This is a genomic window from Streptomyces sp. FXJ1.172, from assembly GCF_001636945.3.
GTDB lineage: Bacteria > Actinomycetota > Actinomycetes > Streptomycetales > Streptomycetaceae > Streptomyces.
In genome coordinates this window covers 4,982,149-5,006,916 of sequence record NZ_CP119133.2, presented here as the reverse complement: position 1 = coordinate 5,006,916, position 24,768 = coordinate 4,982,149, and the positions used below count along the sequence as shown (strand labels likewise).

At 71.4% G+C, this 24,768-nt stretch carries 20 protein-coding genes, 2 tRNA genes and 1 pseudogene; 12 read left to right on the top strand and 11 right to left on the bottom strand.

Annotated features, from left to right (window positions below):
• Positions 1-41: 41 nt before the first annotated feature.
• Positions 42-512, top strand: coding sequence for a PPOX class F420-dependent oxidoreductase (locus A6P39_RS22290; RefSeq protein WP_067056519.1), 471 nt, complete (start codon positions 42-44; stop codon positions 510-512).
• A 6-nt stretch (positions 513-518) separates the two neighbouring features.
• Here the strand turns inward: A6P39_RS22290 and A6P39_RS22285 are convergent, their stop codons facing one another.
• From A6P39_RS22285 to A6P39_RS22255, 7 genes are all read right to left on the bottom strand, one after another.
• Positions 519-1,280 (bottom strand): TetR/AcrR family transcriptional regulator, encoded by a 762-nt coding sequence (locus A6P39_RS22285; RefSeq protein WP_067056521.1) that lies wholly within the window; start codon positions 1,278-1,280, stop codon positions 519-521.
• A gap of 77 nt (positions 1,281-1,357) precedes the next feature.
• Positions 1,358-2,740: an MFS transporter gene (locus A6P39_RS22280; protein ID WP_199841052.1), complete on the bottom strand. Its 1,383-nt coding sequence runs from the start codon at positions 2,738-2,740 to the stop codon at positions 1,358-1,360.
• Between the two features lie 66 nt (positions 2,741-2,806).
• Positions 2,807-4,945, bottom strand: coding sequence for a glycosyltransferase family 39 protein (locus A6P39_RS22275; protein WP_067056527.1), 2,139 nt, complete (start codon positions 4,943-4,945; stop codon positions 2,807-2,809).
• Positions 4,942-6,402, bottom strand: coding sequence for a bifunctional glycosyltransferase family 2/GtrA family protein (locus tag A6P39_RS22270; RefSeq protein ID WP_067056530.1), 1,461 nt, complete (start codon positions 6,400-6,402; stop codon positions 4,942-4,944). Before A6P39_RS22270 ends, A6P39_RS22275 begins: the two co-directional genes overlap by 4 nt.
• Before the next feature lie 14 nt (positions 6,403-6,416).
• A complete protein-coding gene (locus A6P39_RS22265) occupies positions 6,417-8,066 on the bottom strand; it encodes a sensor histidine kinase (RefSeq protein WP_067056533.1) in 1,650 nt (549 codons plus the stop codon).
• Positions 8,063-8,803: a response regulator transcription factor gene (locus tag A6P39_RS22260; RefSeq protein WP_067057203.1), complete on the bottom strand. Its 741-nt coding sequence runs from the start codon at positions 8,801-8,803 to the stop codon at positions 8,063-8,065. The genes A6P39_RS22265 and A6P39_RS22260 overlap by 4 nt, the downstream gene beginning before the upstream one ends.
• A gap of 147 nt (positions 8,804-8,950) precedes the next feature.
• Complete coding sequence (locus A6P39_RS22255) at positions 8,951-9,823, bottom strand: DUF2797 domain-containing protein (protein WP_079133847.1); 873 nt, start codon at positions 9,821-9,823, stop codon at positions 8,951-8,953.
• A gap of 326 nt (positions 9,824-10,149) precedes the next feature.
• Here A6P39_RS22255 and A6P39_RS22250 point away from each other — a divergent pair, with 326 nt between their 5' ends.
• The 6 genes from A6P39_RS22250 to A6P39_RS22225 all read left to right on the top strand — a co-directional run bounded on the left by A6P39_RS22250 (position 10,150) and on the right by A6P39_RS22225 (position 15,646).
• Positions 10,150-11,184: a sphingomyelin phosphodiesterase gene (locus A6P39_RS22250; RefSeq protein WP_067056539.1), complete on the top strand. Its 1,035-nt coding sequence runs from the start codon at positions 10,150-10,152 to the stop codon at positions 11,182-11,184.
• A 98-nt stretch (positions 11,185-11,282) separates the two neighbouring features.
• Positions 11,283-11,672, top strand: a complete 390-nt coding sequence (locus tag A6P39_RS22245) for a hypothetical protein (protein ID WP_234379302.1) — start codon at positions 11,283-11,285, stop codon at positions 11,670-11,672.
• 1,269 nt (positions 11,673-12,941) lie between these two features.
• A complete protein-coding gene (locus A6P39_RS22240) occupies positions 12,942-13,145 on the top strand; it encodes a cold-shock protein (protein ID WP_004986771.1) in 204 nt (67 codons plus the stop codon).
• 178 nt (positions 13,146-13,323) lie between these two features.
• Positions 13,324-14,814 carry a DEAD/DEAH box helicase gene (locus tag A6P39_RS22235; protein ID WP_199841053.1) on the top strand — a complete coding sequence of 497 codons (1,491 nt, stop codon included), beginning with the start codon at positions 13,324-13,326 and terminating at the stop codon, positions 14,812-14,814.
• A gap of 102 nt (positions 14,815-14,916) precedes the next feature.
• Positions 14,917-15,264: a hypothetical protein gene (locus A6P39_RS22230; RefSeq protein ID WP_067056549.1), complete on the top strand. Its 348-nt coding sequence runs from the start codon at positions 14,917-14,919 to the stop codon at positions 15,262-15,264.
• A gap of 61 nt (positions 15,265-15,325) precedes the next feature.
• The gene (locus tag A6P39_RS22225) at positions 15,326-15,646 is read left to right on the top strand and encodes an SCO5918 family protein (RefSeq protein ID WP_067056552.1); all 321 of its coding nucleotides are present in this window, start codon (positions 15,326-15,328) and stop codon (positions 15,644-15,646) included.
• A gap of 124 nt (positions 15,647-15,770) precedes the next feature.
• Here A6P39_RS22225 and A6P39_RS22220 read toward each other — a convergent pair whose 3' ends face one another.
• The gene (locus tag A6P39_RS22220; protein ID WP_031172494.1) at positions 15,771-16,145 is read right to left on the bottom strand and encodes a hypothetical protein; all 375 of its coding nucleotides are present in this window, start codon (positions 16,143-16,145) and stop codon (positions 15,771-15,773) included.
• Between the two features lie 641 nt (positions 16,146-16,786).
• On the opposite strand from A6P39_RS22220, the gene A6P39_RS22215 reads away from it, so the two are divergent.
• The 3 genes from A6P39_RS22215 (at position 16,787) to A6P39_RS22205 (ending at position 18,427) form a co-directional block, all read left to right on the top strand.
• Entirely contained in the window at positions 16,787-17,137 is a 351-nt protein-coding gene (locus tag A6P39_RS22215) for a MerR family transcriptional regulator (RefSeq protein WP_067004705.1), read from the top strand.
• A gap of 462 nt (positions 17,138-17,599) precedes the next feature.
• Complete coding sequence (locus A6P39_RS22210) at positions 17,600-18,070, top strand: hypothetical protein (protein WP_067057210.1); 471 nt, start codon at positions 17,600-17,602, stop codon at positions 18,068-18,070.
• A gap of 126 nt (positions 18,071-18,196) precedes the next feature.
• Positions 18,197-18,427 (top strand): hypothetical protein, encoded by a 231-nt coding sequence (locus A6P39_RS22205; protein ID WP_067056555.1) that lies wholly within the window; start codon positions 18,197-18,199, stop codon positions 18,425-18,427.
• Here A6P39_RS22205 and A6P39_RS22200 read toward each other — a convergent pair.
• From A6P39_RS22200 to A6P39_RS22190, 3 genes are all read right to left on the bottom strand, one after another.
• Entirely contained in the window at positions 18,424-18,840 is a 417-nt protein-coding gene (locus A6P39_RS22200) for a DUF6234 family protein (protein ID WP_067056558.1), read from the bottom strand. The two genes, A6P39_RS22205 and A6P39_RS22200, sit on opposite strands and share 4 nt — an antisense overlap.
• A 195-nt stretch (positions 18,841-19,035) precedes the next feature.
• Positions 19,036-19,108 (bottom strand) — tRNA-Arg (locus A6P39_RS22195).
• A 203-nt stretch (positions 19,109-19,311) separates the two neighbouring features.
• A tRNA-Ser gene (locus A6P39_RS22190) sits at positions 19,312-19,402 on the bottom strand.
• A 220-nt stretch (positions 19,403-19,622) separates the two neighbouring features.
• Here A6P39_RS22190 and A6P39_RS22185 point away from each other — a divergent pair.
• Entirely contained in the window at positions 19,623-20,147 is a 525-nt protein-coding gene (locus A6P39_RS22185; RefSeq protein ID WP_079133849.1) for an SSI family serine proteinase inhibitor, read from the top strand.
• Between the two features lie 329 nt (positions 20,148-20,476).
• Positions 20,477-24,670, top strand: a pseudogene (locus tag A6P39_RS22180) (PAS domain-containing protein).
• Positions 24,671-24,768 lie beyond the last annotated feature (98 nt).

The window sequence follows — 24,768 nt, the reverse complement described above, 5'->3', positions numbered from 1 at the left end:
GTCAGCCACCGGGGCGGGTGTTGCCCCTAGGCTGCCTTGCCATGGCACCGAACATCGCGACCAACACCCGTGTATCGCTCGCCGGACTGCTGGACTTCGTACGGCCCCGCCATCGCGCGCTGCTCCTGACGCGCCGCGCCGACGGCGGGCCGCAGGCCTCCCCGCTGACCTGCGGGGTGGACGACTCGGGCCGGATCGTCGTGTCCACCTACCCCGAGCGCGCCAAGACCCGCAACGCCAAGCGCGACCCCCGGGTCAGCCTGGTCGTCCTGAGCGACGACTGGAACGGCCCCTGGGTGCAGATCGACGGCACGGCCGAGGTCATCGACGCCCCGGACTCCGTGGAACCACTCGTGGAGTACTACCGCAACATCGCCGGCGAACACCCGGACTGGGACGAGTACCGCGCGGCGATGGCCAGACAGGGCAAGTCGATCATCAGGGTGACACCCGAGCGGTGGGGGCCGGTGGCCACCGGGGGCTTTCCGGCGCGGCTGGTGTCCGGGGAGTAGGGGCCGTCAGCCTCGTTCCACCATTGCCTCGATGCCCGCCACCAGCAGGTCCAGGGCGTAGGTGAAGTCCCGGTCCATCATCTCCTCGACCGTGTCCCCGCCCCGGGCGTCCATGATGTCCTTGGACTCCTGGAGGTAGTCCGCGGCCTCCGGGTCCTGCCGGGCGGAGTTCATGGCCTGCTGGTAGTAGGCGTCCGGGGTCAGGCCGGAGTCCGTGATCCGGGACCGGAACCGGGCCTCGATCGTGCCGTAGCCGTACACGAACTGGAACACGGCCGCGATGGCACTCGTCATCCGGTACGCCGGCAGCCCGGTGCGCCGGATGACCCGGTGCACGCTGCGGGAGAAGGCGAGCGCGTTGGGGCCGATGTTGAGGTACTGGCCGGCCAGCGGCGCGAGCCAGGGGTGGCGCACCAGCAGTGCCCGGTACTGCGCGGCCAGCCCCCGCAGCTGCTCCCGCCAGTCCGCTTCCTCCCGCGCCGGATCGGGCAGTTGCAGCTCGCCGGTGGCCGCGTCCAGGGCGAGTTCGAGGAGGTCGTCCTTGGTGTCGACGTACCAGTACAGGGACATCGCGGTCACGTTCAGCTCGCCGGCCAGCCGCCGCATGGAGAACTTCGCGAGCCCCTCGGCATCGAGCAGCCGTACCGACGCGTCGGTGATCCGCGCCCGGTCGAGCCCCGAGGGCTGGTTCGCGCTGCGTGCGCTGCGGGGCGCCTTCGCCTCCAGCCAGACACTGCCCCGCGCCGACCGTGCACCCTGCTTCACCATCGGCGTCTCCTTCTGGATCTCCCGTCAAGTGGTCCAACTCTAGGGGCGCGGCACGCCGGCCCACCGCCCCGAGCCGGTCAGGCGGCCTTCTCGGCCCGCCGCAGGAGCCCAGCCGCCAGGAACCCGCCGGCCAGCACGGCGGCAGCGCCCACCAGCTGCCCCGACCCCAGCCCGGCGGACAGGGACTCCCCCGACGCGACGGACGAGCTGAGCACCGCACCGAGGACGGCGACACCGAGGCCGTTGCCGAACTCGGCGAGGGTGCCGTTGATCCCCGCTCCGACCCCCGCCCGCTCCGGAGGAATCGCGCTCATGATCGCGTGCGCCATCGCCGGGTTGGCCACCGCGCACCCCGCACCGATGAGCAACAGTCCCAGCAGCGTCCCGGCGTAGCCCCCGGACGCAAGCTCCGCGATGGACACCAGCCCCGCGGCCATCAGCACCATCCCCAGCGCGATGGACACCGGCGTGCCCATCCGGGTGGACCACTTCGCCGACAGCCCGGTGAAGTTGAGGGCGACGACGGTCAGCGCCAGCGGAGCAGTCCGCAGGCCCGCCTCCAGCGGCCCGTAGCCGAGCACGAACTGCAGGTGCTGCGTCAGCAGGAACAGCGCCCCGCCCATCCCGAAGGTGAGGAGCACCGCACCGGTGACGGCCCCGGTGAACCGCCGGTCCCGGAAGAAGTGCAGATCGAGCATCGGCTCGGCCACCCGGCTCTCCCACCACGCGAACCATCCGAGCAGTACGGCCGCCGCCCCAGCCGGACCCAGGACGAGCGGCGAGGTCCAGCCGTGCCGGGGCCCGGAGATGATCGCGAAGACCAGGGAGGCCATACCGAGCGTGGACAGCACGGCACCGAGCAGGTCGGGACGCTCGCCCCGGGGGTTCTTGGACTCCGGTACGAGCGCCAGCACGGCGACGAGGCCCAGCACCGCGACGGGGATGTTGATCAGGAAGATCGCGCCCCACCAGAAGTGGCCCAGCACGAATCCGCCGATCAGCGGGCCGCCCGCGAAGCCCAGTGCGTTGACCGCGCTCCAGATGCCGATCGCCTTCGGCTGCTCCTCGGGCGTGAAGATCTGCATGGCCACGGCCAGTGTGGTGGTCAGCAGCAGCGCGCCGCCTATGCCCATGCCCGCCCGGGCGGCGATCAACTGCCCGGTGGAACCGGCGAGTCCGGCTGCCAGCGAGCCGATCCCGAACAGGGCGAGCCCGGCCATCAGCATCTTTTTGCGGCCGTAGCGGTCGGCGGCGCTGCCCGCGGTCAGCAGCAGCCCGGACTGCACGAGGGAGTACGCGTTGATCATCCACTGGATGTCCGGGGTGGCGGCGCGCAGTTCGCGGGTGAGCGAGGGGATGGCCACGTTCAGGACGGTGTTGTCGAGCAGCACGGTGAGCTGTGCCAGGCAGATGACGCCGAGGATCAGCCAGCGCTGGGGGTGCCCTTGGGATACAGACATGCCGTACACCGTATAGCAGCTGCTATACGGTGTACGACTCGATTTTCCGCCGTCCCGTCTGCTCCGTCAGCCGTTCTTCTTCTGCCTGAGGTCGTAGAAGGTGGCCGAACCGGCCGTCACCTTCTTGAAGTTCTTCTGTACCCACGAGCTGATCTGCGAGGCGGTGCCGTTGCTGCTGGTGCCGCCCATGCCACCGCCTATGCCGCCGCCCGCGATGAAGTAGTGGATCCTGCCGTCCGCCACGTACTTCTCGAACTGCGCCAGTGTCGGGGACGGGTCGGTGCCGTTGAAGCCGCCGATCGCCATCACCGGGTCACCGGTGGCGAGCTGGTAGCTGGCCGCGTTCTGCGAACCGATGGACGCGGCCGCCCATGTGTACTTCGAGGCGTCCTCCTGCAGCAGCTTCTTGGCGGCCGAGGAGACGTTCGCGCCGTTCAGCAGGCCGCCACCTCCGCCGCCCATACCGCCCTCGCCCGTCCGGCCGGCACCGGGGAAGCCGTTGCCCATCCGGCCCTGGCCGTTCTGGCTCTGGCCGTTCTGGCCCTGGGTGTTCCCGTTGCCGTTCGGCCGGCCCTGGCCCGGCATACCGCCGCCGAAGCCGCCGCGCATGCCGCCCTTGCCGCCGCCCGGACCGCCGCCGCCGAAGCCCATCATGCTCGCGCCCGCCGGACCGGCCGTCGGGATGGAGCCGGTGTGCGCGGAGTCCACCGTGCTCAGGGTGTACGCCGTCGGACCGGCCAGCGCGGCCACCAGGCCCACCGCCGCCGCCCCGAGGGCCGGCTGCCGGGAGATCCGGCCGGCGAGGACCAGACCCAGCGCGGCCGCCAGACCGCCGATCAGGACCAGCCACTTCAGCCAGGGAAGGTAGGCGGAGGTGCGGTTGAGCAGGACATAGCCCCAGGCCGCCGCCGCGACCACGGAGGCGGCGAGCGTGATCGACGCCCACAGCTCCTGCCGCTTCTCCCACAGCAGTGCGGCACCCATGCCGATCACGGCCGCGAGGTAGGGGGTGAGGGCCACGGTGTAGTACTGGTGGAAGATGCCCGCCATGTAGCTGAAGACCACCATGGTGATCAGCAGCGAGCCGCCCCACACCAGGAACGAGGCACGGGTGGCGGACGTGCGCTCGAGCTTGCGGGTGGCCACCAGACCGGCGGCCAGCAGGATCAGCGCGGCCGGGAGCAGCCAGGAGATCTGGCTGCCGATCTCGGAATTGAACATCCGGTCCCAGCCGGTGGCGCCCCAGCGGCCGGTGCCGCCCGCGCCGCCACCGCCGCCCACGCTGCCGGTCTCGTCGCCGTTGATCCGGCCGAGGCCGTTGTAGCCGAAGGTCAGCTCCAGGAAGCTGTTGTTCTGCGAACCGCCGATGTAGGGGCGCGAGGAGGCCGGCCACAGCTCGACGATCGCGACCCACCAGCCGCCGGCCACGACGAGCGCGAGGGTGGCGGCGGCCAGCTGGGCGAACCTCTTCTTCACCGGGACCGGGGCACACACCGCGTACACGATCGCCAGCGGCGGCAGGATCAGGAACGCCTGGAGCGTCTTGGCGAGGAAGGCGAAGCCGATCGCGGCCCCGGCCGCGACCAGCCACCCGGTCCGGCCGTCCTCCACGGCCCGTACGACGAAGTAGCAGGCCAGCGCCATCAGCAGGGCCAGCATCGCGTCCGGGTTGTTGAACCGGAACATCAGCGCGGCGACCGGGGTGAGCGCGAGCACCGCGCCCGCGATCAGACCCGCGGCCGGGCCGAACCGGCGGCGCACGCCCGCGTGGACCACGGCGACCGTGCCGACGCCCATGAGGACCTCGGGCGTCAGGATCGCCCACGAGTTCAGGCCGAAGATCCGGACCGACAGCTCCATCGGCCACAGGAACGCCGACGGCTTGTCCACGGTGATGGCGTTGCCCGCGTCCAGCGAGCCGAAGAAGAACGCCTTCCAGGACCTGCTGCCCGCCTGCACGGCCGCCGAGTAGAAGGAGTTGGCGTAACCGGAGGCGCTGAGGTCGTACAGGTAGAGCAGCAGGGTGGCGGCCAGCAGGCCGAGGAAGGCCGGGCGCGCCCAGCGCGGGTCCTCGGGCCGGCCGCGCCGGAGTCTGCGTACGAAGGGCTGCTTCGGATCACCGGCCCGGTGGGCGTGGTGCGGGGGAGCGGCCGGGGGCGGACCCCACACGGTCGTACTGCCCTGCTGGTCGTAGTGGGTGGTCATCGGGGATCCCCCGGATCGGTGTCGTGAGGGCGCACCGGCTGCAACCGCACGGTGGCGTCCCTCCAGGTGCCGTCCGCGGCTTCACCGGCGCGGACCTGGGTGGTCGTCTGACAGGGGTCGTAAGACTGCTGGTGCGGCACGGTTCGCTGCGGCAGCGGCGCGTACGGGGCGGGCGTGCCGTACGGCGGGGTGGTGGACGCCGTGGCCGTGCCGCAGTCGTCCCGGTCCGGGAAGACCCAGGCGCGGAAGAGCAGGAAGCGCAGCACGGTCGCGGCGAGGTTGGCGGCGATGAGCACCGCCAGTTCGGTGGAGTGCGCCGGGTTGCTGCTGGCCGCGTTCAGGGCGGCCAGCGAGCCGCTGGTCAGGGCGAGACCGATGCCGAAGACGACCAGGCCCTGCGCCTGGTGCCGTACGGCGCCGCCCCGGCCCCGCACCCCGAAGGTGAGCCGGCGGTTGGCGGCCGTGTTGGCGACGGCCGAGACCAGCAGCGCGAGCGCGTTGGCGACCTGGGAGCCGGAGAACTGCCTGAAGAGGCTGTAGAGCACCAGGTAGAAGAGGGTGGACAGGCCGCCGACCACGCAGAACCCGACGAGCTGCCGGGCAAGTCCCTTGGGCACGTTGGTCAGATCGCGGTCGCGCGGGTCGTCGCCGAAGGGCCGGGTGAGCCGGTCCAGCGGCAGCGAACCGGTGGTGAGCGCCCTGCCGACGCGCCAGACGCCCTTGAGGTCGTCGGTCGCGGTCTTCACGATGTGCACGGTGGAGTCCGGGTCGTCGACCCAGTCCACCGGCACCTCGTGGATCCTGAGACCCGCCCGCTCGGCGAGCACCAGCATCTCGGTGTCGAAGAACCAGCCGGTGTCCTCCACCAGCGGCAGCAGGACCTGTGCCACGTCGCGCCGGATCGCCTTGAAGCCGCACTGCGCGTCCGAGAAGCGGGCCTGGAGCGAGCCGCGCAGGATCAGGTTGTAGGCCCGGCTGATGAACTCCCGCTTGGGACCGCGCACGACGCGCGAGGCGCGGGCGAGCCGGGAGCCGATCGCGAGGTCCGAGTGCCCGGAGATCAGCGGCGCCACCAGCGGCAGCAGGGCGTTGAGGTCGGTGGACAGGTCGACGTCCATGTAGGCGAGGATCGGCGCGTCGGACGCGGACCACACGGTCCCGAGGGCCCGGCCGCGGCCCTTCTGCTCCAGGCGGAAGTTGGTGACCTCGGGGATGTCCGCCTCCAGCCGCGCCGCCACCCGCGGGGTGGTGTCCGTGGACGCGTTGTCCGCGATGGTGATGCGGAACGCGTACGGGAACGTGCGCTTGAGGTGCTCGTGCAGTCTGCGCACGCACGGCTGGAGGTCCTTCTCCTCGTTGTAGACGGGGATCACTACGTCCAGGACAGGCGTACCGGCGTCTGTGGCCGGGAGGTGCTCCCGCGCCGGCAGAGTGCCGGGAGAAGAGTCGGTTCGCATGGAACCGACTCAACTCAAGCGCCCTGTCGCACCCATGTGGTGGAACTGTGCTGTGCCTGTGAGTGCGACTGCCAGTCGGTTTCGGGGGCCGGCCGGGCAGCGGCCGGGACGAGCGCCGGCAGATGCACGGTGAACACGGTGCGCCCGGGACCGCTGTCCACGGAGACCGCGCCGCCGTGCGCGGCCGCGACGGCCTGCACGATGGCGAGCCCGAGCCCGGTGGACCCGGTCGAGCGCGAGCGCGCCGAATCACCGCGCGCGAACCGTTCGAAGACGTGCGGCAGCAACTCGGGCGGGATCCCCTGCCCGTTGTCCTCGACGTCGACGCACATCCACGGCCCGCGCCGCTGCACGCGCGCGGTCACGGTCGTACCGGGCGGGGTGTGCTTGCGGGCGTTGCCGAGCAGATTGACGAGCACCTGCTGGATCCGGGCCGCGTCCGCCGACACGAGCGCCGGCTCGTCGGGCAGGTCGAGCCGCCAGTTGTGGTCCATGCCGGCCGCGCGGGAGTCGCTGACGGTGTCCACGACGAGCGGGATGAGATCGGTCTGCTCGAACTGCAGCGGCCGTCCGGCGTCCAGCCGGGCGAGGAGCAGGAGATCCTCGACGAGGAGGGTCATCCGGCCCGCCTCGGACTCGATCCGTCCGAGCGCGTGCCGCGTGTCGGGCCCGACCTGCTCGCGCCCGCGCCGGGTCAGCTCGGCGTACCCGCGGATGGAGGCGAGCGGGGTGCGCAGTTCATGGCTGGCGTCGGCGACGAACTGCCGTACCCGCATCTCGCTCTGCTGACGGGCGTGCAGGGCGCCGTGGACATGGTCGAGCATGCGGTTGAGCGCGGCACCGACCTGGCCGACCTCGGTGTGCGGGTCGCACTCGGACTCCGGGACCCGCTCGCTGAGCTTCACCTCGCCGGTGTGCAGCGGGAGTTCGGAGACCCGGGTGGCGGTGTGGGCGACCTTGCGGAGCGGGCGGGTGGCGACTCCGACGAGGACGGAGCCGGCGATACCGGCGGCGACGAGACCGGCGACGGTGACACTGATCTCGATGAGGATCAGTGCGTTGATGTTGTCGTCGACGTCCTTGGTCGGGATGGCGACGTAGTAGGTGCCGTTGGGCCCGGTGACGTACTGCACGCGGTAACTGCCGAGGCCGGGGACGTCCACGGTGTGCTTGTCGGCGTCCTTGGGCACGGCGTTGAGAGCCGCGAGCTGCGCCTTGGTCAGCGACTTGGCGCTCATCGAGAAGTCGTCGCTGGACTTGTGGCCGACCTTGCCCTCGGTCGTCGCACCGTTGTCCACCCTGGCCACGACCGTGTTCTGCGACGGCTGCGGGCCTCGGCTGACGAACTCGGTGAGGTTCACCGCGTGACCGCTCTGCCCGCCGTCCGGCCGGCCGTCCGGATGGCCGCCGGGCACGACCGCGTCCTTGCCCTGGCCGATCGGACCGAACTGCCCCGACGCCCGGGCCCCGACCTCGCGCAGCTGGCCGTCGAGCTGGCCGTACAGATGCGTGCGCAGCGCGAGCGTGGTGACCGTGCCGATCACCGCGCACACCACGGCGATCAGCACCACGGACGCGACGACGAGCCGGGTCCGCAGGGTGCGCGGCTGACCGGCTCGTCGCCTCTGGCGCTGCTGCGGACGGGGCCGTCGCCGCCCGCTCATGACACGGCGGGCTTGATCAGGTAGCCGGCCCCGCGCCGCGTGTGGATCATCGGCTCGCGCCCGGCGTCGATCTTCCGCCGCAGATAGGAGATGTACAGCTCGACCACATTGGCCTGCCCGCCGAAGTCGTACGACCACACGCGGTCCAGGATCTGCGCCTTGCTGAGCACGCGCCGTGGATTGCGCATGAGGAAGCGCAGCAGCTCGAACTCGGTGGCGGTGAGATGAATGGACTGCCCTGCCCGCGACACCTCATGACTGTCCTCGTCGAGGGTCAGATCCCCCACGACGAGCACGGAGTCGGACCGCCGGTCCGCGGCCCCGGACCTGCGGATGAGCCCGCGCAGCCGCGCGACGACCTCTTCGAGGCTGAACGGCTTGGTGACGTAGTCGTCCCCGCCCGCGGTGAGCCCGGCGATACGGTCCTCGACGGCGTCCTTGGCCGTCAGGAACAGGACGGGCACGTCGGGCAGTTCCCGCCGCAGCCGGCCGAGGACGGTGAGCCCGTCCATGTCGGGCAGCATCATGTCCAGGACGATGGCGTCGGGCCGGAACTCCCGGGCGGTCTGGACGGCACCGTGCCCGTCGCCCGCACTCCTGATCTGCCAGCCCTCGTAACGAAGGGCCATGCTCAGCAGTTCGGTGATCGACAGCTCGTCGTCCACCACAAGCACCCGGACGGGGCTCCCGTCCGGCCTCAGCAGTTCGGTGCGTCCCTGGGGCGAGGTCGTGGTCATGGTGGACACCTTGTCCGGATCCTCTGAGAGGAGGCTTTCCGCAATCTGTGATTTCCCTGAGAAACCCACAGGCACCTCTCAGGCGGCACCTGGGAATCCCTCACGAGGCCTCACCGGGGAACCCTGAGGGGGGCCTTCACGCGCGCCTCAGAAGAGCCCGCCCTGTTCGCCCTTGAACTCCCTTGCGGGAAAAGCGAGTCCGCTCTCCCGCAGGCCGGGCGGGACCAGCTCCCACCCGGTCATCAGCCGGGTGTCGAGCACGACGACCCCGCGGCCGCCGGCCGCCAGGTGGAGATCGGGTCCGGCGGCCGCGACCAGCTCCCCGCTCACGGCTCCGCCCGGCACCAGCTCCACGACCTCACCGAAGGCGCCCGGCGCCCGGTCGAGCCCGAACGCCGTGACGTGGTCGGTGACATGGCACTCGGCGGGCCGCAGCGACTCCGGCCGGCCGGGAAGCGCGACCGCCCGCGCATGCAGCTCCCGCACCTGAGCGGCACGCTCGGCCGCGGTCCGCGGCAGCGCCGACCGCACCGCCCGCTTCTCGGCGTACGGAATCCGGTCCGGCACCCCGAGCGCGGCCCGCAGCAGCTCCTCGGTGCGCCGGGCGGCCATCAGCGGGCCGGTGCCGAGCCAGCTGAAACAGACGGCGCCCTGCTCGAGCAGCCGCGCGCTGCCCCGCTCGACGGCGGTGATCCCCACCTTGACCAAGCCGGGCCCGAACCACGCCAGATACACCCGGTACGGCCGCGGGTCGTCGGCGACCGTGTCGGCGGCCACGGAGTGCGCCCGGTCCAGCCGGGCACACTCCTCGCACCGGGCTCCCGTACTGCGCCCGGACACGCCGGCCCGCCCCGGACACCGGTGCCCCCGCGCCCCCACGCAGGTCCGCACACCGCCTTCCGGTACGGCGAAGCCGACGCGCTTGCCCCAGGGCAGCGCGCTGCGCCGCCCGCCGTCCCACACCAGCGCGGGGCCCTCGGGCGTCCACCGCAGCCCCGAGCATGTCCATCCATGTGCCATCACTCGTGAGCGTAGACCCCGGGTCCGACAGTGGGTTCCGGGCGGCGAAAGGCAGGGGGCGGGCTGCGCGGGGGCGAGCCGCGCCCACCCCCACCGCGCACACGCCGACGGGCGGCCGACCCGGCGGCAGTTGGCCGGATCACCCCATCCGGCAGCCAACTTGTACAGACACCTTTTCTCCACGGACCGCTCCACCGATGTTCTCTCGCCGGCCCTTGGAGCCGTACCGGGGAGTATCTAGAGTCGCTCTGTCATGTACGCGCCCCGCCCATCGGCCGCAGCGCACATGGGGCCGGGGGCCACCCCCACTTCCACCAGGAGAGCGCATGGTCTCGCGTCGTACCGCTACCGCCCTCACCTCCGCGGCGGCAGCCCTGCTGATCGGCACCGGCGGCTTCACGGCCCCCACCGCGAGCGCGGCCACCGGCACCGGCCTGTCGGTGTTCGCCTGGAACGTCGACCTCGGCACCGCGATCGTCGACAGCACCCAGCACGAGCAGGCGGCCCAGCGCACCCCGACCGTCGAATCGGTCATCCGCGAGCACAGCGCGGACGTGGTGGTGCTGGACGAGGACTTCAACAACAGCTCCACCGCCGACATCACCGGCAAGCTGGCCGACCTCTACCCGTACCACACCCCGGTCGTCGGCGAGACCTGTTCCGGCGGCGGCTGGACGGGCATCAGCGGCGACTGCTCCAACTCGCCGTTCGTCATCAACGGCGGCACGATGATCCTGTCCAAGTACCCGATCACCGCCCAGTACGCCCACGTCTTCAGCAACTCCACCTACGGCACCTGGGACTACCACGCCAACAAGGGCGCGGCGCTGGTGCAGATCGACAAGGGCGGGGTGAAGAGCTGGGTGGTCGGCACCCACCTCCAGGCCGACGAGTCCGACACCTCCACCGACACCACACAGGCCACCCGGCTCGCCCAACTCGGCGAGATCCGCAGCTGGGTGGACGGCATCGCCGGGTCGAACGGGCCGGTGCTGATCGGCGGCGACATGAACGTGGAGTACTACGGCGGCCAGTCGCGCGGCGACTACGCCAACGCCCAGAGCGCGGTGAACGGTGTCCTCGGCACCCCCGCCACCGACTCCTCCCAGACCCTGCGGACCATGGACTGCCCGGTCTCCGCCTGGTGCCAGTACATGTCCGGCGTCGAGTCCTTCCCCAAGGACTACCGGGACGACCTCGACTACATCGGCTACCTGAACGCACCGGGCCGTCCGGCCCCGGCCGCGATGTCCGCCGTCAAGGTCGACTTCGACCCCCAGTCCGGCTGGACCACGGGCCAGACCGACACCAACGCCCCCAGCGACCACTACCCGGTCGAGGCGGCCTTCCAGATCGGCTAGGACCCGGAAAAGACACTCGAGCAGAAGATCCGCATTATCCCACTCCTCATCATTTACACTTTCGCCGTCACGCACAGTGAGGGACGAATGTGAGATTCGTGAACGAAATGCCGAGCAGGCTGCGGCGCCCCCTCGTGCTCCGCGCAGCATTGATCACCGTGCTCGTCGCGCAGTCCGTTGCGCTCGTGGCCCAGGACGTGCAGATCGACAATCTGCACGCACAGCACATGGACCTCCAGGGACAACACCTCATCCCCGGCCCCTCCGGTCCCCCCGGCCCCTCCGGTCCGCCCGGCGTCGAAGGCCCGCCGGGCAAGGACGGCAAGGACGGGCAGGACGGGCAGAACGGCACGAACGGCCACGACGGGAGGGAAGGAAAGGACGGCACGAACGGGAAGGACGGGAAGGACGCTGCTGCTCCGGCCGCCAATCCGGCGCCGAGCGAGAGCAGGAGTGGGAGCGGTAGCGGGAGCGGGAACAGCGGTTGACCGCCCGGGCCACAGCGCGAACAGGAGTGCACCGCGCACCCGGAACGGGTCCGCGGGCCGCGCGTCACGCATGGCCCGCCGGCCCCCTGCGCGCTCGGCCCGCCCCGCCGTGACCCTCCGGCTCCTCGCCATCCACTCTTTCGCCGTCACACAGCGTGAGGGACAATGTGAGTAACGTAGAAGGAACGTCGCCGCCGCATCGGCCATGGCGCGCGCTCACCCATCAGCCATGGCGCCCGCTCGCACTCGGCGCCTCGCTCGTCGTCGCGCTCATCGTGCAGTCCACCGCGCTCATCGCCCACCAGATGCAGCTCGACGACATGCACACACAGACCGTCGACCTCCAGACGGAATTCCTCGAGCCCGGCCCTCCCGGCCCGTCGGGCCCCTCCGGTCCCCCCGGTCCACGCGGCCCCTCCGGCCCGCGGGGCAAGGACGGGCGGCCGGGGAGACGCGGGAGAGACGGGTGGGACGGACATACGGGCAGGAGGGGGCACAACGGCAGGCGCGGGGAGAACGGCAAGGTCATCCCAAGCTCGGACTAGAAGTCGTGTGCGCCCTTCGGGAGTTCGGCGCTCCGACGGTGCACGAACGGCACCCGCACCGGTGAAACGCAAGAGGCCCCGGATTACTCCGGGGCCTCTTGCCTGTGTGCACTCGGCAGGATTCGAACCTGCAACCTTCTGATCCGTAGGATCGGGCAGGCTGTTGGACGGGGGCTGCGCCTTCCTCCCGGCTGATCGCTGATGGTCGTGATCAACGGCCTCTGTGTGCCGTCGTTGCCGTCAGGGTTGCCGTCAGATCTGAACAGTGCCACCGGCTCTCAGCGTGCTCAGGGCTTCAGGCATTGACGGCCAGCCGCTCGGTCGATCACGGCTAGGTGCCCATTGCAGCCCCGCGGCCGCCACTGACCAGCCTTCCTGGACCCACTCCCACCCCAGTGCCATCAGCTGACGACGGTGGCAGCGGCACATCTCCCGTCGAGGGAGGTCACAGGGCTGTAGACGGAAGCGCACTCCTGGAAAGCCGCGTCCACGGAGAGTAATATCTGTGCCCGCGAAATGAGAAATAGGTGCGGGGTACGGCGAGTATTCTTCGACCGCCCGGCGGAGCGGAATTATCGACCACGCAAGGCCGATCGCACCGTGCTACTGTCGGACCCAGTTGCAGGTGTGGTTGCCAGAAGGTTTTTCCGACGGCTGATCATCACGGCGACACGGAATGCGCACAGGGCGTGTTCCCGTACACCGCCTCCGAAGGAGAAACAACATGGCTACTGGCACTGTGAAGTGGTTCAACGCGGAAAAGGGCTTCGGCTTCATCGAGCAGGACGGCGGTGGCGCCGACGTCTTCGCCCACTACTCGAACATCGCCGCCCAGGGCTTCCGCGAGCTGCTGGAAGGCCAGAAGGTGTCGTTCGACATCGCGCAGGGCCAGAAGGGCCCGACGGCCGAGAACATCGTTCCCGCCTGACGCACCGGCACTGACGCATACTTCGCAGCTGGGGCCCGCACCTTGGGGTGCGGGCCCCAGCTCGCTTTATTCCCAGGGCGATTCGGCCCTGTCTTTTTCGGCCCGTTCTCGCGATTCTGCGCCGCTCATTCCGCTGCGGAAATTCCTTGATACGTGCCCACATCGAGGAAGGTTCCGCATGAACCGCACACGTACCACTCGCGCACGCACCAATCGCACATACGACCGCTTCGGAGGAAGCGCCGCTGCGGGCCGCTCCGGCGTTCCGCACCGCTCCAGTGGTTACGGAAACCGACAGCCCGCGGGGGGCGATTTCGCGCTGCCGAAGACGGTCAGGCCCGCGTTGCCCGCTGTCGAGTCGTTTGCCGATCTCGCCATGCCGGCGCCATTGCTGGCCACGCTCGGCCACGAAGGCGTGACCGTACCGTTCCCGATCCAGGCGGCGACCCTGCCGAACTCCCTGGCTGGCCGTGACGTACTCGGTCGCGGCCGCACCGGCTCGGGCAAGACCCTCGCCTTCGGCCTCGCAGTACTGGCCCGTACGGCGGGCCGGCGTGCCGAGCCGCGTCGGCCGCTGGCCCTGATTCTCGTCCCCACCCGTGAGCTGGCCCAGCAGGTCACCGACGCGCTCGCTCCCTATGCCCGCTCCGTGAGCCTGCGGCTCGCCACCGTCGTCGGTGGAATGTCCATCGGCAGGCAGGCCGGTGCTCTGCGGGCCGGCGCGGAAGTGGTCGTCGCGACGCCCGGTCGGCTCAAGGACCTCATCGACCGGGGCGACTGCCGACTCGCCGACGTCGGCATCACGGTGCTCGACGAGGCCGACCAGATGACCGACATGGGCTTCATGCCCCAGGTCACCGCCCTGCTCGACCAGGTGCGCCCCGAGGGCCAGCGGATGTTGTTCTCGGCCACCCTGGACCGCAACGTCGACCTGCTGGTCCGCCGCTACCTGACCGACCCGGTGGTGCACTCCGTCGACCCGTCGGCCGGTGCCGTCACCACGATGGAACACCACGTACTCCACGTGCACGACGCGGACAAGCACCGTACGACCACCGAGATCGCGGCCCGGGACGGCCGGGTCATCATGTTCCTGGACACCAAGCACGCCGTAGACCGGCTGACCGAGCACCTGCTGAACAGCGGTGTCCGCGCCGCGGCCCTGCACGGTGGCCGGTCCCAGCCGCAGCGCACCCGGACCCTGGCGCAGTTCAAGGACGGTCACGTCACCGTCCTGGTGGCCACCAACGTCGCGGCCCGCGGCATCCACGTCGACAGCCTCGACCTGGTCGTCAACGTGGACCCGCCCAGCGACCACAAGGACTACCTGCACCGTGGCGGCCGTACGGCCCGCGCCGGGGAGTCCGGCAGCGTCGTCACCCTGGTGACCCCCGGCCAACGCCGTGGCATGACCCGGCTGATGGCCTCGGCCGGCATCAGCCCGCGCATCACCCCGGTCCGCTCGGGCGAGGCGGAGCTGAGCCGCATCACAGGCGCCCAAGCGCCCTCCGGGGTCCCTGTGGTCATCACCGCGCCTGTCGTGGAACGCACCCGTCGCGCGCCTTCGCCGTCCAGAGACCGCCGGGGCCGCACCGGCCAGGGCCGACCCGCCAGCGCGGGGGTGCGCCGCAGGGCACAGCGGCGGCCCGGCAACGACTCGGCTGCTTAGGCCGGCGCAGTCCCCGGAGCCCCGTTGGCCTCCCGGAAGCCGCCGTGGTCTCCCGGGGCCGAAGGCCGCCAAGCCGACCAGCCCTTACCGAAGGAGACACCCTTGACGCCAGCGCGGACGCAGTACCGCAGGCCGGACCCCACCCCCGTGTCCGTGGTGAACGACAGCGAAGGGCACGGGCCTCGGGTATGTGACGACATGACCGTCGAGGTGGCTCTGGCCGTCATGGCGAGTGCCCGGGTCGAGTACCTGACCGTGTGCGACGGGGACGACGAGAGCACAGGCTTGGTCACCCGGCTCCGGCTCGCCGTTCTCCGCGACAGTTCCACGTACACGGACCGGATCCGTCTGCGGGACGTCCTCGACGGATCGCTGCCCTCGCCCGGCGGCCGCTCGGGCGGCGTCGGTGAGTACGGCAGGCTTCCGGGCGTACCCACCCTCGCGTGCTGATCCGTCTCGCCCCGGGCGGCCCGTTCCCCTTCTCCCCGCGACTTCTCCCCTGTGAGGCATCATGCGCTGTGTCATCGCCCGGTACCCGTTCGACCTGACCAGGACCGGGGTGCTGGCCTCGATGAAGGGTGTCAGGCCCGAGCTCGTCACGGGGGCGTCCGTGACCATCGGCCGCCGCCGCTACCCCGTCAAGCAGGTGGGCCAGGTCATCACGCGGCAGGACCCCCGTGACTTCACCGCCGGCGAGGTCGTGCGGGCCATGACGCGTCTCGGCTTCACCTGCCACGACCGCCCCGAGGGAGCGCCCGTGGGCGAGGGTGGACCCGCCTTCCTCCAAACCGCGTACGCACTGCTCGGCGGCACCGACCCCGTGGCCGTGTGAGGACGGGCGGGAGACCGCCCTCAGGATCCTGGTGGGGTCCTGCCGACGCGCGTCGGCAGGACCCCACCGCTGTGTCGCCGTCAGCTCGGAAAGCGCTGGCCGGGCACGGGGCGGAGGCAGCGTCTCACCGGTCGAAGTGGATGAGATCTCCTACGGTCCATGCGCTGACGTCCTTGATCGCGACTCGGTACATGCCGCCCGTCTCCGGGATGCCGAGGCTGCCCTGCAGGATCCGAGCGAGATGAAAGTGCAGATGCGTGGGCGCCTCGCCGCGACCGGGCCGGTTTCCTCGCGGACCGCGCGCAAAGACGTCCGAGAACGGGCCGAGACGGTCCGAGTCCTTCAGGACCTCCGCCACCCGCTCCCTCCACACGGCCTCCGGAGCCAGCCGGCCGGTGATGACGGCGCCGCCGACGACCACGGTCAGCGACATCTGATTGCTTCGCTCGGACTCCACCGCGGCGGAGATGGCGACGAGCAGCTCATCAGGGTTCGACATGACAGCACAGCTTATTCGGCCCACCTGTATCAGGAACCACCCGTGGGGCTGAGGCAGCTGCGCGCTCGGCGGGAGGCGGCTTCCGCCAACCGGTGAAGGCCCGATCACGGCAGGCTTCTTCCTCCACCAGGAGGGTGAAATCTACTTTCGTATGAGTAGATTTTCGTTCCTGGCGTGGGTACGCTTCTTCCCGTAGACACGGTCGACGAGACCCGCCAGACACGAACTGGCGGGTGGCTGAATACGAAGTACGCAGGTCAGTGCGGCTCTCGAGCCTCGAAGCCAGAGTGTTCCCAGAACGGTGACGGGACTGAGAGCCGCACTGGGCGGCTCGCACGTCGAGGAGCTGCCAACAGCAGTACCGGTTCACTCAGTGGCTGGTTCAGAGAGGAACGGAGGAGCAGACGCCATCAGGATCGCCCGGCCCGAGAAGCACTCGGCCCGGGTACCGCAAGACCCCCGGAAATGGATGGTGGTCCCCGGTCAAGCAGCTGCGATCCCCCCGCACCCCCCTCTGCCGGGCCGGGTAGCGGAAACAGAAGGTCGGCACAGTAGTGGGCCGACGGATGGTGTTCAATTTCCTTCGGGGCCCTGGTGCCGTACGCACCAGGGCCCCTCGACGCGTTGCACAACGAGGTGACATGACATCGGACAACCCCCTGAATGATCGTCTGGACGACGACGACTACCCCGCCTACACGATGGGCCGGGCAGCCGAGATGCTCGGCGCCACCCCGGCCTTCCTCCGGGCCATCGGTGAGGCTCGTCTGATCACTCCGCTCCGCTCGGAGGGAGGACACCGCCGGTACTCCCGCTACCAACTGCGGATCGCCGCGCGCGCTCGGGAGCTCGTCGACAAGGGGACTCCGATCGAGGCCGCGTGCCGCATCGTCATCCTCGAGGACCAGCTCGAGGAAGCGCAGCGCATCAACGCCGAGTACCGTCGTGCCGCCAGCGAATCGGCGGGCCGTGCCGGCTCCGACTCCGCCTGAACACCCGGGCGCGTGCCGTATCCGGAACGCCGTCTTGCGGCCGAAGGAGAGCCCGGCTCGGAAAGTCGCCGGTCCGCTGCTGCCGAACCGACGCCGCCCTCGCCTCCGGGAAGCGCGAACCCCGCCGGAAGGGCTGTGCACTCGCCAAGGGTCCCCGGGCATGTCGACGGAGACAGCGGCGCCAAGCGCCGAGCCCGTTCGCGCAAGCGCTTTGGCCTGCGTCCTTCGACGCCGTGCCCACAGCGTGCCCATAAGAGCGGACAACCAGGGTCACCAGCGGTCCCAACCGGCCCGTGCAACGGCGCAGGCGTATCCCATCCCCGCAGGTCAGCCGCCATGCGACCGTCCAAGCGCCGTCTCTTCCCAAGCTGAGGGCTCCGGGATAGCAGCCGGATCAGCGTTGTTTCAGCCGGAGGCCGACTTACTGCCGACAACTTACAAGCAGTGGTTACGGTCAACCTCATGATCAACCAGATACTGCCGATTCTCGGCGTACTCATCGGTGCTCTCACGTCGTACCTGTCGACATCAGCAGCAGAGCGGGCCCGTCACCGTCGCGCGCTGGCCACCCGCTGGGACGAGCGCAAGCTTGATACCTACGTCGAGTACGCCACGTGCGTCAAAGAGATAGCCGACCTGGCGAAGCGTGCCTACCAAGCACCGGATGGCTCCGACGACCGAGAGCAGTTCCTCTCCGCGATGAACAAAGCCGAGCAGAAGCGTTCCGCTCTCTTCGAGGCGCTGATTCTGCTCGCGTCGCCAGCCACAACTGACGCGGCCACGGCGGTGAACCCAGTTGTGTGGAAGGTGCTGGGAGCGGCACGCCGCAGGGAGTCTGACCCCCGCGAGATCAGTCTGGTAGAGGAACTGAACAACTATCACAAGCAAGCGCGGTTGGACCTTGGCATCTCCGTAAACCATCAAGCACAGTGACGGTCTGGCCCCGTGCCAGGCCGTCTCAGTTTCCGTCTCATTCAGCTACGTTCACCGCCGTACAGACGGGTCCACCGCCAGCGACCAGCCCGGCACTCGTTCGCCCACGAACGCAGGTGTACGGCCATGGCCGCACCCCTCGCCCTCACCAACAGGCTCCACGAACAGGGCGCCGACGCCCGCATGATCATGGAAGTCCTGGGCCACAGCTCCATCCGCGTGACCATGGACATCTACACGTTCGTCCGGCTGGACTCCCAGCGCTCCGCCTTCGACCGCGTCGGGGATGCGCTGAGGGGTGACGACAAGGGGCCAGAGGGTGACGACGGCTCGACCGGTGCTCTTGCAGCCGTCTAGTTGTTGCCCTTGCAGCCCGCCGCTGACGGCATGTCACGACACAACCGATCCTGGTGGGACTGCGCCGCAGCCCCACCGACGACGATGACGCAGATCAGAGCGGCCATGACGGCCTGGGTGACAACCGTTACGGCGGCCCCGGCCCGCGCGGCGATCGCGGCCGCCACGATGGCGAGGACTCCGACCCCGCCAGCTGCGGCCAGGTAGTTCCACAACGAGTCGGTCGTGGCGGTCTTGCCCGGGTCGAGGTTGAACCCGGACAGGAACCAGAGCCCAAAGATCACCGCCAAGGCGATCAGCTCCAGGAACACCAGACCGCACCCGGCTCCGATGTCGGCGCCCCGGTCGGCACGGCGGTGCTGTCCCGGGCCGGTGGTCGCTTCGAAGGCCGGCGGGGCGACGGGTAAGTTCATACTCGTTACGTTGCTCGTGCGGGCGTGGCGGGCGCATGAGTAGGAGTACTCAGCTCCGCCCGGGTGAGTCCGATGATCCACCTGACACCCCTGATCGGCCCCGCGCCCGCCCCTGAGGCGGTTGCCGTCAAACACTGCCGTCAAGGCAAAAGCCAAAGGCCCTGTGGATCACTCCACAGGGCCTTTGACATGGTGTGCACTCGGCAGGATTCGAACCTGCAACCTTCTGATCCGTAGTCAGATGCTCTATCCGTTAAGCTACGAGTGCTTGTTCTTTTGTTCTTGTCTTCGTTTCGGTCCTTTCGGCCCGTCCCGGCGACAGGAAGAACATTACATGACTGCCGCCGTCATGTGAAATCCGATCCGCGCACCCCTTGTGACCTGCGCAAACACCGCGAGGGGCGGTCTGAGGGGCAGGCCTCGGCAACGCCGAAGCCCCGGTCCAGACGGACCGGGGCTTCGGGATCGGTGCGGAGGCGGAGGGATTTGAACCCTCGATGGGCTTTAAGGCCCAAACCGCATTAGCAGTGCGGCGCCATAGACCGGACTAGGCGACGCCTCCAGCACAACCGCTCACGCGAGCGCGCGAGTGGTGCGTGCAGATGATGACACAGCCGAGTGCCCTGTCACCAATCGGCCTCCACGGTACTAGGCACCCGGGCCGCAGGGCAAAGGGCTTCCGCCCGGCGAGGCGCGCGTCCACCCGCCGAGGTGCGGCGGGCGACCGGACGCAGCGGCCGACGGGGGCGCAACGTACGGCGGGCGGGGGCGTTGGGCAGGGCATGGTTCTTCTCTTCCAGCAGGACACGACGCCTCCCTCCCGGCGGCCGGCGGCGCGAGCCCTCCTGCCCCGGCGGCCCGTGCGCGCCGTCGCCGCCCCCGCCCTCGGCGCCGTCTCGGCCCTGGTCGCCCTCGCCGCCGTACCCGCCGTCGCGGCGCCCGCCGTGCCCCCGCCCGTGCGGCCCGAGGACCGGGCCGGTGATCACCTCACCGTCGCCGTGCAGCGTGCCGGGTCCGGGCTGGACGGAACGTACGAGCTGCTCTGTCACCCGGACGGCGGCAGTCATCCGGACCCGGCCGGGGCCTGCCGGGCGCTGGACGGGCTGACGCAGTGGGGGCGGGACACCTTCGCCCCGGTGGCGCCCGGCTCCATGTGCACGATGATCTACGGCGGCCCGGCCACCGCCCATGTCACCGGCACCTGGGCCGGACGCCCGGTCGACGCCGTCTACGACCGCAGCAACGGGTGCGAGATCGGCCGCTGGGACCGGATGGTGCCGCTGCTGCCGAAGCTGGGACCGGCCTAGCCGGCCCGGGGGAGGGGCGGCTATCGGACGGTCCTTGGCCGAATCACCGCGGGCGTAAAGGTCCCGCGAAAGTCTTGCGGAGCCGAAGCCCGTGGTCAGGGCTTGGTCGCGGGGCCGGTGTCACTTGCTCGTGGGACCTCCCTCTCATCCGGCGTCACGAGCGCAACGCGTGCCTTTAGACTCCCTCGCGTGACACGTCGCGGGCCGGTTGGCAAGATGGCCCGAGCGGTCGGCAAGGTGCGGTAACAGGGAGGAAGCGTCTCGTGAGCAGCAGGCCATCCCGAGGCGCTGCTCGCCTCGCAGCCATACTCGACGCTCTGCCGGACGCGTTGGTCCTGGTCAACGCCAACGGAACCGTCGTCAACGCCAACACCATCGCGCTCGAGGCATTCGAGGCGCCCGGTACGGCGCTCGTGGGGCGTGGGCTGCTCGATCTGCTGCCGCAGTTCGACTCCCGGCTGATCCCGGGGTCCATGCGGCGGCCCGATCACATGGACCCGCGCGGACGGACCAAGCCCACGAGAATGGTCGCGCGGCGGACCGACGGATCCGAGTTCCCGGTCGAGGTCACCAGCGCAAACCTGGAGAACGGTCAGCAGGCGTACGACGGTTACGGCTACACCGGCGACGAGCTGCTGATGATCGTCGTACGGGACCTGTCCGGGACCGTGGACACCGAGGCGGAGCTGGCGCGCTCGCAGCGGCAGACCGAGATGATCCTGCGCGCCGCGGCCGAGGGCGTCGTGGGCACCGACACCGACGGGCGGATCGTGCTCGTCAATCCGGCCGCCGCCCAGATACTGGGCTACCGGGCAGGTGAGCTGGGCGGCAAGGAGCTGCACGCCCTGGTGCTGCACTCGCGCGCCGACGGCTCCCCCTTCCCGTACGAGGAGTCCCCGCTCGCCGATACCCTGCGCTCCGGGCGCAAGCACCGGGTGCGCGGGCAGGTGCTGTGGTCCAAGGGCGAGCAGAAGGTCTCCGTCGACCTCACCACCGCTCCCGTGCGCGACGGGGACCAGCTGGTCGGCGCCGTGATGACCTTCACCGACCGGCGGCCCTTCGACGCCCTGGCCGAGGAGAAGGCCACGCTGGAGAAGGCGCACGCCGAGGAGGTCGAGCGGCTCTCCGAGGAGCACGCCTCCGATCTGACCGCGCTGCGCCAGAAGCACGTCACCGAACTGGAAGAGCTGCGCGAGACGCACGCCGAGGAGCTGGCGGCCGGCGAGGAGCGGTACGCCGCGCTCGCCGAGCGGGAGAAGGACCGGTACGAGGCGCTGGCGGGCCGGCACGAGCAGTTGCTGACCCTGCTCGGGGCGTCGCTGCGCGGGCCGCTGGACGAGCTGCGGCGCGAGCTGTCCGCCCTGGCGGCGGACGACGCGGGGCAGCTGTGGCCCGAGGCCAACCAGGTGCTGCATCACCTGTCGGCCGGGTACGCGAGGATCACGACGCTCATCGACAACGTCCTCGGGTACCAGCGGCTGGACGCCGGAGGCGAGGACATCGCCCGTACGAAGGTGATGCTGGACGCCGTCGTCGCCGCCGGTGTGGACGGGGCCGTCGAGCTGATCGGTCCCGGGCGGGTGCAGTTCGCCGTGCACGCACCGCCCATCGAGGCCGAGGTCGACCCGCAGCGGCTCGCGACCGCGCTCGCCCACCTCGTGGCGGACGTGGCCGGGGTCGACGCGACCGGCAACTCGCCCGTCTCCGCGGGCGGTTATCTGGACAACACGGTCGTGGTCGCCGCCGCGCAGCGCGGCGAGGTCGTACGGATCGAGGTGCGCGGGCCGTACGCCGGGGGCGACCCGGTGCACGAGCCGATCGTGCGCGGCATCGTCCGGGCCCACGGCGGCGTGCTGCAGACGCACGAGGTGCCGGGCATGAGCGGCAGCGCGTATGTGCTGGAGGTGCCGATCGGCGGCGGCGCCGGAGCGGTCGCCGCCGCACCGGCTCCGGCCGAGGCCGCCGTGGCGGACAGCGGCAGGGCCGACGGTCACGACGGACACACGGTCGGCAGTGGCGGACGGCGGCGGGCCCGGCGGGCCTCCACCGACGCCTTCCTGGAGAGTGACGTACCCGGCGCGGGCGAGACCGGTGAGGCGGAGGCGCCCGCGCCGACCGGACGGCGCCGCAGGCGTGCCGTCGCGGCCGCCGAGGAGACGGCCGCGGTCCCGGCCGAGGCGGCGGAGGCCGGGTCCGGAGGTACCGGGCGGCGCCGCGGCCCGCCGAGAGCGGCGCCGTGGACGGCGAGGCGGTGAGCGAGGGCGCCGTGGTGACCGCGGCCGAGCATGCCGCGGGAGCGGCCGCCGCCGCCACCGGACTCGGCGGCACCGTGCCGCCGGGCGGCGTGCCCGTACCCGCGGGCCAGGGTGCCCGCCCCGACTCCGGCGCAGCGCAGGCGGCCCTGCCGCCCGCGCTGCCCGCGGAGGTGCTGCGGAAGACGCCGGCGCCGAGGGTGCCCAGCCGACCGGGCGGCGCCGGCGTGCGCTGGCCGCCGCGGCGGGCGTGCCGCGGCACAGGAGGCGGCCGGCCCGCGCCCCGTCTTCGCCCTGCCGCCGGCCGAGGCCGACCGCTCCCCGCAGTCCGCCGGCCCGGTGACCGGGGCCGGTGCCGGGGTGCGGCCGCAGCTGCCCGCACCGCTTCCGGCGCCCGTCGAGGGCGTACCCGGTGACGACGGCCGGCACGACGCCGTGGCGCTCGACGCCGCCGAGGACCACACGCCGCCGCAGCCGCACCCCACCAGCGCGCCGACCGGACGGCGCCGCCGGGCCGGGGCCCAGCAGGCTCAGGCCGCGCAGCCGGCGGCGGCAGCACCGGGCGCCGTCCCCGCATCCGCACAGCCCGTTGTGGGGCAGGCGGCCGCGGCCGTTGCCGGGCAGAACCCGGCCGGGACGCCGACTCCCGGTCAGGGCACGCCCGTTGCCGCCCTTCCGGCGCAGGGTACGGCCGGAGGGGGCATCCCGGTCCAGGCCGGTCCCCCGGCGGTACCGGCCGCGCCTCTGGGCGTTCCCGCCGCTCCCGGACAGCCCGTCCCCGCCCAGCCGGCGGCTCCCGGGCAGCAGCTCCCGGCGGCACCGATGGCGACGCCGCCCGCCGGCAGCCCGGCCGCGCAGCCGCTGCCCGCCGAGGCCGGGGCCGCACCCGCACCCGCACCCGCACCGGCGGCCGCTCAGGCCGTCGCCCAAGCCGTACAGGCCGCACCGGCACCCCACGGGTCGCAGGCCGTGCCGGCGCCCCCGGCCGCCCGGACCGCGCCCGTGACCGCCGTCGGCACCCCCGCGGCCCCCGTCCCGCAGCAGTGGCCCGGTGCCGACGACACCTCCGGTGCGGGCACACGCGTACCCCCTGCCGAGGGCGTCGCGCCCGACCCGAACTCCACGCAGGGGCGGGCGATCAGTGTCCGTACGCTCGGGCAGGGCGTGCCGTTCGCGCGTCAGGCCGCACAGGTGCAGCAGCCGACGGCGACCCCGCCGCCGCACGCGCCGGGCGGTTCCGGCCGCCGCCGCAAGCTGGGCACGCCCCCCGACCCGGCCACCCGCCCGGAGCAGCAGCCGGAGCAGGCGGGCCGGCCGCACCCGGCGGCCGAAGCGGCGCCCGCGCAGCCGGCCGTAGCGCAGCCGTCACTGGCCGGGCAGTCCCGGCTCGCCCCCGGTACCGAGGGCGCCGGGCGGTCGTACGCCATAGGTGCCCCGGACGCCGACGCCGCCGAGGGCCCCGAGCCGCTGGACGGTCCCGGCGGCGCCGTCGAGGTCGCGGACCCGCCGCGGCCGCAGCCGCTGGACGACGAGCTGCCCCCGGAGCCGCTGGACAACCCGCGCCGGCTGCTGGTGTGGCCCGCGCCGGACGTGACGACCCAGCAGGCACTGAGCGACCGCGGCTACCGGCCGGTGATCGTGCACTCGCGTGAGGAGGTCGACGCGCAGATCGCGGCCTTCCCCGCCGCGCTGTTCGTGGACCCGCTGACCGGGCCCATCACGCGTACGGCCCTGCAGTCGCTGCGCCAGGCCGCCGTCGCCGCAGAGGTGCCGGTGCTGGTCACGGCCGGGCTCGGACAGGCGACGCGCGAGGCGGCGTACGGCGCCGATCCCGCCGTGCTGCTGAAGGCGCTGGCCCCGCGCGACAGCGAGCAGCACCCGCCGCGCGTGCTGCTCATCGAGGAGCACGCGGAGATCGCCCTGGCGCTGACCGCGACGCTGGAGCGGCGCGGGATGCAGGTGGCGCGCGCGGCGAGCGACAACGACGCGGTGACGCTGGCGGGGCAGTTCCGGCCGAACCTCGTGGTGATGGACCTGATGCAGGTGCACCGGCGCCAGGCCGGGGCCGGATTCACCGGGATCATCGACTGGCTGCGCGCGAACGGCCAGCTCAACCGCACCCCGGTGGTCGTCTACACCGCCGCCGTCGACCAGGCCGACCTGCCCAGGCTGGCCTCGGGCGAGACGGTGCTGTTCCTCGCGGAACGGTCCACGAGCAGCGAGGTGCAGGACCGGATCGTGGATCTGCTGGCCCGGATCGGCACCAACTGACGTACGTCGGCGGGCGAAGAGCCCACGCCCACGTCGTCGACGGGACCTCGCGCCGTACCGCCGGCCCCTCCGCGCCGGTGGTACGGCGCCGAGGGGGC